Raw genomic sequence first — 13,404 nt, 5'->3', positions numbered from 1 at the left:
GAACGTAAATGAAGCGAAAGTGGATTAGCCTCTTAGCTCTGCTTTTTGTTGTGGGAGCAGGTATAGGAGGAGTAAAGATTTATCAAAAAGCCGCAACGGAGCATCAATACGGGATCATCCCAAAAGAAGCAAAAAAAGTGGACGAGTATGGACGAGTTCAATATACAATTTCAGTGATAAATGAAAAAGGAAAAACAACATTTCAAACGTTTACAACGATTAAACAGTTAAAAGAAGGAACGGTTATTGACCTTTTGGTTCGAGGTAATGAAGTTCGGAAATATAACATTTTAACAAAAAACGAGCTGCCACAGCGGGTGAAAAGCGTGTGGCCTACAAAAGAACGAAAGGAGGAAGGAAAATGAGTATTGTTCTTGAAGGGAAAAATGTAACCAAAACGTTTGGATCAAGAGGAAACGTATACGAAGCGCTAAAAGGAATTGATTTTACAATCGAAGAAGGAGAGTTTGTCGGTATTATGGGACCATCTGGAGCGGGAAAAACGACGCTGATGAATATTCTTTCAACGATTGACCGTCCTACAGATGGCGAGGTATGGATTCAAGGAGAAAACGTAGCGCTCATGAAAGATAAGAAGCTGTCTGCTTTCAGACGCAATCATTTAGGGTTTATTTTTCAAGATTATAATTTACTGGATACGTTAACGGTAAAGGAAAATATTCTTCTGCCGCTTACGGTTACAAAAATGTCCAAGCAAGAGATGGAAACGAAGCTTAAAGACACAGCAACGCGACTAGGCATCTATGAACTGGCGGATAAGTATCCGTATGAGATTTCTGGCGGACAAAAACAGCGCGTTGCAGCAGCGAGAGCGATGATTACGAACCCAGCCGTTATTTTCGCAGATGAGCCCACCGGAGCTCTTGATTCCAAAGCTGCTTCAAGCCTGCTTGAAAAGCTGTCGCAATTAAATCAGGAAGACCGTGCCACCATTATTATGGTGACGCATGATCCGCTGGCTTCAAGCTACTGCAGCCGCGTGCTGTTTATTAAAGACGGACAAATTTACACAGAGCTGTTTAAAGGCGAACAAACGAGACAAGCATTTTTTAAACGAATTATGAACATTCAAGGCGCATTAGGCGGTGACGGCTATGACCGTATTTGATCTTGTTAAAAAGAATATGCGCAAAAATATTAGCCGGTACAGCCTTTATTTCTTTTCAATGATTTTTAGTATTATTGTGTACTATGTATTTGCTACGCTTCAGTACGACCAATCAATTTCAAAGGTCATTGGAAAAGAGATGAGGCTGCAGGGAGTTTTTAACGCTTCCAATTACGTTCTACTTACCTTTATTGTCGTATTTATTTGGTATACGAACTCATTTTTTATCAGGCAGCGTAAGAGAGAGCTTGGGCTGTATCATTTAGTCGGCATTGAAAAACGTACGATTGGGAAAATGATTTTCTATGAGAATATGCTGCTTGGGATTCTTTCTTTGCTGATAGGTATTTTACTAGGTACCGTTTTTTCAAGGCTGTTTGTGCTGTTTTTACTAAAGCTTATGGGGCTGTCGCTTTCTATTACGCTCACATTTTCTCTTCAAGCGGTTTTAAAAACTGCCGTAGTGTTTTTGATTGTTACCATTTTTATTTCGTTGCAAGGCTATTTTATTATGTACCGCTATACGCTATTAGATTTGTTTCAAGCAGAAAGTAAAAGTGAACGCGTAAATAAAATGAATTCAAAGCGCTCAATTGTAATTGGAGGGCTTGGTATTTTACTCGTTGGCTATGGTTACTATCTTTCATCAGGAAACATTGTGACGCCTAAGTTTTTTCTAATTGTAGCAGTTGTACTGTTTTCGGTCATTTTCGGTACATTTTTACTTTTTAAAGCTACAATTGAGTGGCTGATGGGAATTTACCGAGAGCATGCAAACGGATATTATTCATTTGCCAATATGTTAAGCGTTTCTACTATAATGTATCGAATTAAAGCAAATGCACGGGTGTTAACATTAATTACGATCTTGTCCGCTACTACACTTGTAGCAGTTGGTGTTACGTATTCCTCATACTATAATACAAGAGCTGACGCCAGAAGTATGCAGCCGTATGACTATACGCTGCACAGCCAAAGCGCAGCGCAAGACTTTATGGATGTGCTGCGTGAGCTAAATATCCAATCAAATCAGCATGTCTATCATGTCGTGAAGCACTCTGCTGATTTATCTGACTTTCGATTTATTACATCTGGTTATTATGGAGATGGTGAGCGAATTAGCTTTTTAGATGAAGAAGAAGCTCGGAAAAATGGCGTTTCGATTCCTGCGTTAAGCGCAAACGAAACCGTTGTTTTTGATTCGATGGCAAAAGGAAAAGTGTTTAAGCCTAGTACAGGTAAAACGGCAGCTGTGCAGCTGAATAAATCAGAACAGCTTGCTTTAAAAGTCGTTCAATCAGAACCTTCGCTTATTCTTGACTCTGAGAGTGCAGGCTATCAGTTTGTGGTCAACCACGACACGTTTATAAAGCTTTCAAACGCCGGACAAAAGCAAGCCGTGTATGTATTTAATACAGATGATGGAAACAAACACAATGAACTTACTAAGAACTATCATCAGATCGCAAAAGAAGCTGGAGAAAGCCGTGCTTCATACTATGATGTTTTTCAGGCAGGCTTAATGAGTAAAGGATTGTTTATTTTTATTGGAGGATTTTTAGGGCTCGTCTTTTTGATGGCAACGGGCAGTATTATTTATTTTAAGCAAATCTCAGAAGCCGAACAAGAGCAGAAAAGGTTTGAAGTTCTGCGTAAGCTTGGTTTTTCAGTGTCTCAAATGATGAGCGCCGTTCGAAAGCAGCAGCTGTTTACGTTTGGTTTGCCTTTATTAATTGGCATAGTGCACAGTCTATTTGCGCTGAACGTCATTACTAATCTAACCGGTGAAAGCCTGATAATCCCTGTTTTAATAGCGGATGCAGTATACGGGGTTATTTATTTTATTTTCTACTGGTTAACAATGAATTACTACCGAATGGTAATAAAGCGGCTGTAAAGAAAAGACTGTTTCGATGAAAGAAACAGTCTTTTTTTGCTGGGAAAATAAAAGGTATGGAACAATAAAAAACTGAATATAAAAAAGGGTATATAAAAAGTAGAGAGTCGTATGGGAGGGAAAAGATGTGAAAGCAGATGCTGTGTTTGAAGGGGGAGGCGTTCGAGGGATTGCATTCACGGGTGCGATTGAAGCGATGGAAGAAAGCAATGTGGAATGGCAGCGTCTAGCAGGTACGTCAGCCGGAGCGTTGATTGCTGCTCTTTTAGCGAGCGGCTATAAAAGTGGTGAAATTCGCAAAGAGCTTCAAAACATGGATTATGCCAAGTTTCGCGGAAAAACGATCATTAACCGAATTCCTTTGATTGGGAACTTGATTGAATTGATGGTTCACTTAGGTTTTTATAAAAATGATTATTTAGAAAAATGGGTGTACGGTCTGTTGCGTGAAAAAGAAATCGAAACGTTTGCGGATTTGCCGAGGGATAAGCTGAAAATTATTGCATCAGATATTTCGAACGGACAGATGCTTGTGTTGCCTGACGACTTGCCTCGCTACGGAATGCAGCCAAGTGATATGAAGATTTCACAAGCTGTGATGATGAGTGCGTCCATTCCTTTTTTCTTTCGTCCCGTCATCTGGAAATCCAAAGGGTTCAAGAGGTCATACATTGTGGACGGAGCGCTTTTAAGCAATTTTCCCATTTGGCTGTTTGATACGGAGCATCCGCGTTTCCCGACGTTTGGTTTTCGATTTGTAAAAGAAGAAATTGATACAGCCGCTATTATTCCGACGCCCGTCCATTTATTTAAAAGTATGTTTACGACAATGCTGCAAGCGCACGATTTGCGGTATTTGAACGCGGAGACAAAAGAACGAACCGTACAAATTCCAACGGGTGTGATTACGGCAACGGATTTTGCATTAAAGGAAGAAGAAATTGAATTTTTATATGAATCTGGTTATACCTCGGCAAAGCAATTTTTAGAAAAATGGGATTTTGAACAGCATAAAATGAAACGAACCGGACGTCCACTGACACGAAGAAAGCTCCCGTAACAGGAGCTTTTCTACGGCTGTTTTAAAATGCTGACTTTAACAGCCTCGCCTTTTGCCGGAACGGAATACTGAACGCTTTTGTCTTTTTTGAGCCATGCTTTAACGAGCTGTCCTTTTTTGTATGTTTGATCATCTGAAACTTTTACATAAATAGGTTGTACATCGCTAGCGCCAAGCACTTCGTTTGTTGTATACTCAAGCGCAGTATCTCGCGGAATGACGTTCGCAATGAGAATTTCATCATGTTTCACTTCTAAGATTCGCCCTTGAACTAAATAGCCAGCCGGTTTTTTTGATTGCTCGGCGTTATCAGAACAACCGCTTAAACAAATAAAAAAGAGAAGAAAAAGTGCAGTTGATTGAACGGTAAACTTCATAAAATCTCCTTTCCGTTTCAACATGACTACCATTATAACGCGTTTGGCCATTTCTTTTCCAGTTTTCAGAGAGAGCAAGAGGTAATCGTTGACGTTATTTCAGCGCGCGTGATATGTTTTAACTCATAAAAGCTATTTTTACTAGAAGCCACAATTAGTACGGAGGTCCTTATATGGATGTTACCTTTTTAACCAATGTTATTCGACATATATTAGAACGAGATAATTTTGTCATTGACTTTGAAGAATCAGACGAACAAAATATTCACTTTTGGCATCGAGACGAGCCGTTTCGCCTTTTTATTTCAAAACAAACGGAAAATTATTTAGTATGGACCGTTTATGAAAATGAAAAAGAACAGGGGAGCGGCAAAACATTTCTTCAAGAAGTGACGAATACGTGTAAAGACTGCAGTGAGCCAATCGCGCATTGGATTTATAAAGACGGAGGCAAAGTAGGTTATTGCGATCACTGTCTCCATACCTTTGGAAATGCGTATTTTACAAATCCTGATGACATCAAGCAAAACCTTCATTTAATTGACGGTTCCGTTTGTTTTATTACCGATGAAACCGGGAGCGATTGGTGGATTGCATACGAAGGGTTCAAACGAGCAATTGCAAGATTAGAAGAAAATCCCGATCAGCCAGTCGAAATGTACAAGCCCGAATATCCCGTCTTTAAATGGGAAATACATTTTCTAACGGAAAACAATTCTGCTAGCTTTAAGTTCAAAGATGACTTTGCATCTGGAATTGAACCCAAGGGAAGACTACTCTAACATCCTTGTTATAAGGGTGTTTTTTCTTATAATGGGAAGTTTTTTTAAAAAAATTAATTAATTTAGGTTAAAAAGAAGGAATTAAAGGGTAAAGAGTAGAAGATATATCACTATAGGAAGAATGGGGGAAATAATTATGACAACTACAACAAATTTAACACTAGGGTACAAAATGTACACGATTGATTTTAGCCGTCCAACGCAGTCTAACGAGGCACTGCTTGATTTCTTTAAAGATGTGCAGCACAGACAGGGAAATAACGCAGAAAGTTTTTCTAAAACATTAAAGGAAATTGAAGAAATCAAAACAAAATATGTAGATCATGAAATTGTACTGCTGGCTAAATCGCTTGAACAGCAAATAAGCCGCTCGAATGCAGAAAAACTTGGGGTCTGATAATCACCAGAAATGGTCGATTTATCAGACCTTTTTTATATTTTTATCGATGTTGCCCTCCCTTGCGGGTTGCCGACATCCGCATAGGTGAACCTTCTAGGGGGAATCAAGGGGACTGGGTATCTGGTAGTGTAGTTTTTTAGGTGGAAGGGAGAATTCTGTACATGTCAACGGATGTTTGATTTCATCAAAAGTTGTAGATGAATAGACTATCAAGTCGTTGGAGGCCTTATATGGTTGGAATTTGCAGCTGGAAGTGTGCAGTGAGTGGAATAAGTATTGCGAGTGTGTACAGTAAGCAGCCGTCGTGGCAGCGGGAGTGTTATTTGGTGACACCTGGTGAAGTTTATTATGAATCGTGCTATCAAGGGTATGGAGAGTTTGCGGGAATGGATATTTTTCGTTTAATGAGAGAAAGCGGAGTGGAGCAAGAAGACAATGGAGGGATAGCGGCTTTCAAACCTAAGATTGTGCTGGCGAAGTATTACAGTGGACAGCGTTATGAAGAACTGCCGGAATCAGAGCCGTGTCCGTACGGAGGCTATTTTTTTGAAGGATGGAAAGAAGGATGACGAACATACATAAAAGCTGTAGAGATATCTCTACAGCTTGCTATTAATGTCTTGTTTCATCGACAGATTGTTCTAATTCATTTACTTCTTGAGTAAGTGTATTTAATTCTTCTTGCACTGCTTCAGCTTCAAGAACAGGATCCTGAACGATTTCTGTCGTTTCAAGCTCTTCGGCTGCAGCCGTTTCTGCAAGCGGCTGTTCTTTAGTAGTGCGCAGAGATTTCACTTTGTTGACAACTTGCGAAGACTGTTCGGAGACTTTTTGTGAAAGACGAGCCGTGCGCTGTTTGAGGTCTTGGCCTTTTGCATACACTGTTTCTTTCACTTGACCTGTTTTAGCAAGTGCTTGATTCGCTCCGTCTTGAATAGAAGCTCGCAGCTCTTTTCCTGACTTTGGCGCTACTAGTAAAGCTGTTGTTACACCCACTACGCTACCTACTAACGTGCCGACTAATAACTCTTTGCTTCCACCTTTTGTTTCTTTACCTACTGTTTCTTTTACGTTTTCTTTTGTCATGACATTTCCTCCTTTTATAATATGTAATATGAAGGGTTTACCATTTTGTTGAATACTTCCTGTAAAACGCAAATGATTCGCTAAAAAAATCTGCAAGTGCCGTCGGACGCTCGTACAGGCTGGTGAAATTTGATTGTATATAGTATTCAACCACCTGACAGAAAAACCTTCTTTTCTGCTATAAAAACAGAAAAAAACTTATCTATAAAATCCGACACAAGAAAACGACAACATTCGTTCTTTGGTAGCATTTTCACTTGAAATTTTATATCATAGAATGCAAGGAGAATACGTTCTCTTTTTTTTAGATGCTGGAGGGATTGAAGAAATGGCTGAATCGAAGTACAGAACAATTTTAGAAGCAAAATCTGGAGAATTAGAAGCATTAAAAGAGAAAGCAATCAAAGACAGCTGGCAGCCGATTTATCATATTCACCCATCGTACGGGCTGATGAATGATCCAAACGGTTTGATTCAATTAAACGGTGAGTATCACGTGTTTTATCAGTGGTATCCGTACGGTGCGATGCATGGAATGAAGCACTGGGCTCATGTGAAATCTACGGATTTAGTAACGTGGGAACGTCTTCCGGTTGCGCTAACGCCAACGGAAGAATATGAATCGCACGGCGCATACTCAGGCGGCGCGATTGAAAAGAATGGACAAGGGCTGCTGTTTTATACGGGTAATGTAAAATACGAAGACGGCTCACGTTCAGCTAATCAATGTATCGCGATGCTAAACCAAGATGGAAGCGTGGAAAAGTACACGCAGAATCCAGCGGTGCGAGGCGTTCCTGATGGATACACAGGACATGTGCGCGATCCAAAAGTATGGAAAGAAAATGATACATATTATATGCTGCTAGGCGCTCAGCGTGAAAACGAAACGGGCGCATTAATTGTTTATGAATCAAGCGATGCGCTTCAGTGGTCATTTAAAGGTGAAGTCAAAACATCGCTTCCTGACTTTGGGTATATGTGGGAGTGCCCGGATTATTTTAAGCTTGACGGAAAAGATGTGTTTGTCTTTTCACCGCAGGGAATCAAAGCGGACGGCCACAATTTTCATAATATTTATAATGTGATTTACGCGGTAGGAACATTTGATGTGGAAAGTTTAACGTTTGAAATGGATGACTATCGTGAAATTGATAAGGGATTTGACTTTTACGCACCGCAAACGTTCCAAGATGAAAGCGGACGTCGCTTGCTATTTGCATGGATTGGAAACCCGGACGTTGACTATCCGTCAGACGAATACGGATGGGCCCATGCATTAACGCTTCCTCGTGAGCTTTCGCTTGAAGGAAATGAACTCGTTCAAAAGCCTGTAGAAGAGTTAAATAAGCTTCGAGATCAAGCGGTTCATTTTAGAGGAACGCTAAAAAATGAAGAAGTGATTATAGATGAAGCAACAAACAATGCATATGAAATCAATATGACGTTTCGTGAGGTAGCGGCCAAACAGTTTGGCTTAGAGCTGTTTAATAGTAAAGAAGAAGAGCTTCGCCTTGTGTTTGATACAGAAAAGCAAGAAGTGAGACTCGACCGCTCTTCATTTCACCATCAATATGCAACAGAATACGGTGTGATTCGCTCTGAAAAATGGACAGCGTCAAAGGAAGTCGATGTTCGCGTATTTGTCGACAAAAGCATCGTCGAAATTTATATAAATGGCGGCAAAATTGTTTTCACTTCCCGCGTATTCCCGAAAAAAGATTCCAAATCAGCTGTAAATGTATTTGCAGAAGGAGCTGTGGATTATCGTATTGATTATTACGGTATGTCGCGCGGTATTTAATATAATAAATAAGAAAAGCCAATGAATATGATTCATTGGCTTTTAGGTTTCTATAAAAATAAGATACAAATACAAGAAGCAACTAAATGAGGAACAGCTGCAATAATAAAACGTTTCATCCATTCTGTATCCTCTCGCTGCCGGACCGGGGTAAAGTAAGGTCCCCTCGTTTCAAATCGAAATGCGTCCAGTAGCGTAACGAGTGCAATTGCCGTAAGTAATATGCCAAGAGGGCCTGAAATATAGTAAATATACTGCCAGTTGCCTGCTGTAATAGAAATTATAATCACAATAATTAAAGATATAATGCCAGATAGTAATCCTGTTTTCAAACTAAAAATCTCCTTACATCCAGTTTTTGCTTATCTATTTTACCATAACCGAATGAAGGTTTGTATATACGGCTCCGGACGGATATTTACTTTTTGATTGCCCTTCTATGTAAGTACCTTCTCGTATAAAAAGAGTTTCCTAGTAAAAGGAGTGTCCCTAAAATCCAGCCAGCTGCAGGGGAATAAGGAAAGATATTTTTTAAAGCCATTCCAATAGAAATAGAGGCTGCTCCGAGTATAAATAAAAGCAGCGTGATTCCTTGACGTTTTTTCATATGTACCACCTATCTTACTAATTTTACCATAAAGTGCGAGCGGAGTAGAAAAAATGTAAGGTAACATACAAAAAAAGAAGGATATAGTAAAATATAAAAAGATATGTAGAAAAGAGGGAGCCGAGGATTAAAAAAGGGTTTATAGCAGGTATCGTGACGGTTGGAACTGTTCTTGAGCTTGCAGTTTTTACAGGGAAATGGAGCTATCTTTATTTTGTTTCAGGCACGCTCGGGGCAGTATCACTGGTTTTAGTTTTAGCATATCTTATTGACAGTGCCATATTAGGAAGGAAAGGCACATTCTTTTCAGCAAAAAAGACGCGCAAAGTGAGCAGGTTTGAGGAGGCAAAATGGATGAAAAAAGAACATAAAAAAGAAGAGTCTCAGGTGAAAGTAGATTTTAGGACGGGACGCGCCTGGTGATCATGAATACATAGGTACTTCAAAAAAAGGCGTGCTTCTTGCTTTTTTACCGGTTCTGATCATTGCTGGAGGCATACTTTTTGTGATGGTTAAATGACAAAAGCCGCATTATAGCGGCTTTTTTTCATAGAAGTGGTCAGTTTTGCTTTCTTTGGGATTGTTGCGGATTTCTATGGTGGAAATGCCTGCGTGTTCTGCGACTATTTTAGCTGCGGAAGGAAGTGTTTCGACCGTTTCCCAAGATTCTGGATCCCACAGCTTTGATCGCTTGAACGCTTTGCTGCAGTGGAGAAAGCATTCTTGTACTTCGACGCCGATAGCGAGTAGCGGAGTTTTATTGTGAACCGCCATTGTTTCAAGTATCGCTTTTTCTTTTGCAATGCAAGCTTTGCCGTTAATCCGCAGCGTTTCTTCTACGCCTGGAATCAAAAAAAGCAGTCCGATTTGAGAGTTAGTTAAAATATTTTCCAATGAATCTACTTTTTGATTGCCGCGCCTCTCTGGAATCAGCAGCCTTTTCTCATCGACTACTTGTACAAAACCAGCATGATCACCCCGCGGAGAGCTGTCGCAAACTGCTTTATGATTAGCTGTAGCGATGATGACATTTAATAAATTCCCGTCAGTGTCGATCTAAATGAGAAATTATTTTTTGATGTGCCAATTTGTTAGGTGCGCCGACTATACGGCGAAGCTCTTCTTTCGTTCTTACTCGTTCTTTAAAGTGACCGTTTTCCATTCTTTTTTTCACTCCTACTGTTTGCGTATACTGAAAATACCATTTTTACATATGAAATACTATGTTTTTATATATAAAAAACAGAAAAAACAGTATATTCAAATAGATCAGAAGCGCCATAAGGCTAGTTTCGGTCTTTTTTTAAGTTTTTGATTGCGTTATCAAATATGTCATTAACCGTCTTCATATGTTCGCTGACCAGATGATTCGAGTCTTTTTCTCGCTGGCGCATGTCTTTCAACAAATCATCCATATCATCTAGCAAGCTTTGAAAATACTCATCTTTTTCTTCTTCTTTCGAGCCCTCCATTTCATCAAGCTTATCGAGCTTATCTTCAATTTTTTTGAAGTATTCATCTCTCAAGAATCTCACCTCATTTATAAAGTAGCTTTCTGCTTATTGTATGCAAAATGTTTGTTTGCATGAGTAAGAAGTAGAAAGTACATAAAGAAAAGGAGAGTCTGAAAAGCTCAATTACTATTTAGTAGGTTACTTTTTAGTTCCCATATTACTTTAAAGTGCGTACTTTTTTTTCTTGTTTATATGCTTCATAATGAATTTTGTCAGGGGATAACATGACATTTAATGAATTGATTAGTCGTTGATTTGACCTTCGCACTAATCAATTTCTAGAATAGAGTTAAAACAAATTTCAGGAGGTTTTATTCATATGAGAGAGATACTGCAAGGTAAACTAGGGTTTGGGACTGCACCATTAGGCAATATGTATCGTAATATTCCCGAAGAAGAAGCCATCGCAACAGTTGATGCTGCTTGGGAAAGCGGCATCCGTTACTTTGACGCAGCCCCGCTTTATGGAGCTGGTTTAGCAGAGATGTGCCTTGGTGAAGCACTATCAAAAAGAAATCGTAATGAGTATGTGCTAAGTACAAAAGTAGGTCGCGTTATTTCAGATGAACTGGAAGACTCATCTTCACGTGACTTAGGAGAAAAAGGCGGACTTTTTGAATTTGGCCGTAAAAATAAAATTATCAATGACTACAGCGCGGATGCAACTCTTCGTTCAATCGAGCAAAGTTTAAACCGTTTAAAAACAGATCGATTGGACTTTGTGTATATTCATGATGTCGCGCAAGATTTTTATGGAGACGAGTGGGTAGGACAATTTGAGTCTGCTCGAACTGGAGCATTTCGTGTGCTTACACGTTTACGTGAAGAAGGAGTTATTAAAGGATGGGGACTTGGAGTAAACCGAGTAGAGCCAATTGAAATCATGCTGGATTTGGAAGATGCAAAGCCAGATGTCTCCTTGCTAGCTGGCCGATACACACTATTAGACCATGAGCGTGCACTGCAGCGAGTAATGCCTGCAGCCGTAAAACATAATATGGGCATTGTTGTGGGTGGGCCATACAGCTCAGGCGTTCTTGCTGGAGGTACGCACTTTGAATATCAAAAAGCATCTTCAGACATTATGGCAAAAGTAGAAAAAATCAAAAGTATTGCAGATCGTCATCATATCAGTATTAAGGCTGCTGCTGTACAATTCTCACTTGCTAATCCAGCGGTTGCAGCTGTTATTCCTGGCGCTAGTCGTCCAGAGCGTATTGCAGAAGACAAAGCTGCATTAAACACAGTAATTCCGCCAGAGTTCTGGGAAGAAATGCGTGAACAACAGCTTGTAGCGGCTCATGCACCGCTGCCAATTAACGTTAAGTGAAGTTAGAACGGTAAATGTTTAGTAAGTAGAAAAGCGTCTCAAAGTTCCGATTTTGAGACGCTTTTTTTGTTTTGAGATAGGGATTTATAAAAAATCTAGTAAGATTTGGTTAAAAAACGAACATTTTAACATAAATTTAATTAAAATATTCGTTTTTATATTGGGTAACCAGCCTATATTTGATACATTTAGAAAGTGAAAAATATTGCTCGTATATGCTTGGAAATATGGGCTAAGTGTCTCTACCTAGTTCCCATTCAAAGAACTGGACTACGAGTTAAAGTGTAAAAATGTTCGGTTTATCAATACAGAAACTTTATTTCGTGCTTAATTTCTTATACTTTGACTCTAAAAAGCGTAGACAATTAAACATGTTCTAGGTTTTTTTCTTTTGTCCAAACATCGAGTGTATTAAACAACAAAACGAAACGGAGTGAACGTAACAATCTATGAAAAACAACATGTTAAAAACAGGGGCTTTATTTGCTATTGGTATGATCTTATTACTATCTATACTTGCCGGGTGTAATTCAACTTCAAAAAAGGAAGCTGGAGATAAACAGAAGCCTATTATTGTTCAAGGGCCGATGCCGATAGAAGCGCAGAAATTCGCTAAAAAATTAGAAAATGTAAAAGAAGAAAAATCAGGGAATTTTGTTTTTTACAAAGGAACCGTCGATAATTATCCGGTCATTGTTGTTAAAATGGGAAAGGGAATGGAAAACACAGCAGCTGCTACAGCGATAGCTATAGAGAAATACCATCCTAGAGCTATTATCAATCAAGGAACATCAGGTGGACATGATGAAAATCTAAACGTGTTTGATATTGTTTTAGGGAAGCGAACAACCAATATAGGCTCCTTAAAAACAGCAGATAAAAAAGAAGGCGAAGGAATGGATCCTACTGCGTGGAAGCCGATGGATTTGATGGCTTCTGAAGGAAGTGCTGGGGAAGATCCTGATGCTGAAAAAGCTCGTTATTATGAAGGAGATAAAAAATTACTTGCGGCTGCAAATGAAGTAAAAGATACATATAAAAAGGGTAAAGTGGTTGAAGGAACGATAGGATCAGCAGACACGTGGAATAACGAAGTGGATAGAATTAAGTGGTTCCACACTAAGTATGGGACGTCTGTAGAAGAAATGGAAGGTGCAGCGGCAGCACAAATTGCAGGAAGCTATGACGTTCCATTCTTAGGTATCAGAGTGCTATCTAACAACAAAGTAAACAATGGAAAATATAATCCAAACACAGCAGCTGCTTGTCAAGACTACGTTTATGAAGTAATTAAACACTATATCAGCACAAAAGCTAAGTAAATCTTTATTTAAAGTTTTGATATGTTGCGTTATAATTAATTGTAAAGAAGCTTATTGATAGGAACTCATCACATATGTTTTTTTATCTTTGGTGAC

Annotated in this window: 17 protein-coding genes and 1 riboswitch; of the genes, 11 read left to right on the top strand and 6 right to left on the bottom strand. The window is 39.2% G+C overall.

Going from position 1 to position 13,404, the window contains the following annotated elements:
* The first annotated feature begins 8 nt into the window (after positions 1–8).
* The 4 genes from M3225_RS01335 (at position 9) to M3225_RS01320 (ending at position 4,086) form a co-directional block, all read left to right on the top strand.
* Positions 9–365: a DUF1093 domain-containing protein gene (locus M3225_RS01335; RefSeq protein ID WP_251390555.1), complete on the top strand. Its 357-nt coding sequence runs from the start codon at positions 9–11 to the stop codon at positions 363–365.
* Positions 362–1,129, top strand: coding sequence for an ABC transporter ATP-binding protein (locus tag M3225_RS01330; RefSeq protein ID WP_251390553.1), 768 nt, complete (start codon positions 362–364; stop codon positions 1,127–1,129). The genes M3225_RS01335 and M3225_RS01330 overlap by 4 nt, the downstream gene beginning before the upstream one ends.
* Positions 1,116–3,026, top strand: a complete 1,911-nt coding sequence (locus M3225_RS01325; RefSeq protein ID WP_251390551.1) for an FtsX-like permease family protein — start codon at positions 1,116–1,118, stop codon at positions 3,024–3,026. The genes M3225_RS01330 and M3225_RS01325 overlap by 14 nt, the downstream gene beginning before the upstream one ends.
* A 127-nt stretch (positions 3,027–3,153) precedes the next feature.
* Positions 3,154–4,086 carry a patatin-like phospholipase family protein gene (locus M3225_RS01320; protein ID WP_251390549.1) on the top strand — a complete coding sequence of 311 codons (933 nt, stop codon included), beginning with the start codon at positions 3,154–3,156 and terminating at the stop codon, positions 4,084–4,086.
* A gap of 11 nt (positions 4,087–4,097) precedes the next feature.
* Here M3225_RS01320 and M3225_RS01315 read toward each other — a convergent pair whose 3' ends face one another.
* Positions 4,098–4,463 carry a DUF3221 domain-containing protein gene (locus tag M3225_RS01315; protein ID WP_251390547.1) on the bottom strand — a complete coding sequence of 122 codons (366 nt, stop codon included), beginning with the start codon at positions 4,461–4,463 and terminating at the stop codon, positions 4,098–4,100.
* A gap of 173 nt (positions 4,464–4,636) precedes the next feature.
* Between M3225_RS01315 and M3225_RS01310 the strand changes: the two genes are divergently transcribed.
* The 3 genes from M3225_RS01310 to M3225_RS01300 all read left to right on the top strand — a co-directional run bounded on the left by M3225_RS01310 (position 4,637) and on the right by M3225_RS01300 (position 6,214).
* Complete coding sequence (locus M3225_RS01310; protein ID WP_251390545.1) at positions 4,637–5,245, top strand: hypothetical protein; 609 nt, start codon at positions 4,637–4,639, stop codon at positions 5,243–5,245.
* A 136-nt stretch (positions 5,246–5,381) separates the two neighbouring features.
* A complete protein-coding gene (locus tag M3225_RS01305; protein WP_251390543.1) occupies positions 5,382–5,642 on the top strand; it encodes a hypothetical protein in 261 nt (86 codons plus the stop codon).
* A 233-nt stretch (positions 5,643–5,875) separates the two neighbouring features.
* A complete protein-coding gene (locus tag M3225_RS01300) occupies positions 5,876–6,214 on the top strand; it encodes a hypothetical protein (protein ID WP_251390540.1) in 339 nt (112 codons plus the stop codon).
* Positions 6,215–6,257: 43 nt separating this feature from the next.
* Here M3225_RS01300 and M3225_RS01295 read toward each other — a convergent pair whose 3' ends face one another.
* Complete coding sequence (locus M3225_RS01295; RefSeq protein ID WP_251390538.1) at positions 6,258–6,731, bottom strand: YtxH domain-containing protein; 474 nt, start codon at positions 6,729–6,731, stop codon at positions 6,258–6,260.
* Between the two features lie 328 nt (positions 6,732–7,059).
* Here M3225_RS01295 and M3225_RS01290 point away from each other — a divergent pair, with 328 nt between their 5' ends.
* Positions 7,060–8,535 carry a glycoside hydrolase family 32 protein gene (locus tag M3225_RS01290; RefSeq protein WP_251390536.1) on the top strand — a complete coding sequence of 492 codons (1,476 nt, stop codon included), beginning with the start codon at positions 7,060–7,062 and terminating at the stop codon, positions 8,533–8,535.
* Positions 8,536–8,585: 50 nt separating this feature from the next.
* Here M3225_RS01290 and M3225_RS01285 read toward each other — a convergent pair whose 3' ends face one another.
* Entirely contained in the window at positions 8,586–8,867 is a 282-nt protein-coding gene (locus M3225_RS01285; RefSeq protein ID WP_251390534.1) for a hypothetical protein, read from the bottom strand.
* 86 nt (positions 8,868–8,953) lie between these two features.
* On the bottom strand, positions 8,954–9,142 hold the full coding sequence (locus tag M3225_RS01280; protein WP_251390532.1) for a hypothetical protein: 189 nt from the start codon (positions 9,140–9,142) through the stop codon (positions 8,954–8,956).
* Between the two features lie 153 nt (positions 9,143–9,295).
* Here M3225_RS01280 and M3225_RS01275 point away from each other — a divergent pair, with 153 nt between their 5' ends.
* Complete coding sequence (locus M3225_RS01275) at positions 9,296–9,565, top strand: hypothetical protein (RefSeq protein ID WP_251390529.1); 270 nt, start codon at positions 9,296–9,298, stop codon at positions 9,563–9,565.
* A 108-nt stretch (positions 9,566–9,673) separates the two neighbouring features.
* Here M3225_RS01275 and M3225_RS01270 read toward each other — a convergent pair whose 3' ends face one another.
* Entirely contained in the window at positions 9,674–10,165 is a 492-nt protein-coding gene (locus tag M3225_RS01270) for an MSMEG_1061 family FMN-dependent PPOX-type flavoprotein (RefSeq protein WP_251391836.1), read from the bottom strand.
* Between the two features lie 263 nt (positions 10,166–10,428).
* Positions 10,429–10,677 carry a hypothetical protein gene (locus tag M3225_RS01265; RefSeq protein ID WP_251390527.1) on the bottom strand — a complete coding sequence of 83 codons (249 nt, stop codon included), beginning with the start codon at positions 10,675–10,677 and terminating at the stop codon, positions 10,429–10,431.
* Between the two features lie 298 nt (positions 10,678–10,975).
* On the opposite strand from M3225_RS01265, the gene M3225_RS01260 reads away from it, so the two are divergent.
* Both M3225_RS01260 and M3225_RS01255 read left to right on the top strand, forming a co-directional pair.
* Positions 10,976–11,986: an aldo/keto reductase gene (locus M3225_RS01260; protein ID WP_251390525.1), complete on the top strand. Its 1,011-nt coding sequence runs from the start codon at positions 10,976–10,978 to the stop codon at positions 11,984–11,986.
* Between the two features lie 189 nt (positions 11,987–12,175).
* Positions 12,176–12,279: riboswitch (purine riboswitch) on the top strand.
* 156 nt (positions 12,280–12,435) lie between these two features.
* On the top strand, positions 12,436–13,308 hold the full coding sequence (locus M3225_RS01255) for a 5'-methylthioadenosine/S-adenosylhomocysteine nucleosidase (protein WP_251390523.1): 873 nt from the start codon (positions 12,436–12,438) through the stop codon (positions 13,306–13,308).
* Positions 13,309–13,404: the final 96 nt, after the last annotated feature.

This window comes from Priestia aryabhattai, assembly GCF_023715685.1.
GTDB lineage: Bacteria > Bacillota > Bacilli > Bacillales > Bacillaceae_H > Priestia > Priestia aryabhattai_B.
The sequence above is the reverse complement of the archived record's forward strand: the minus strand, read 5'-3'. Positions and strand labels throughout refer to the sequence as shown.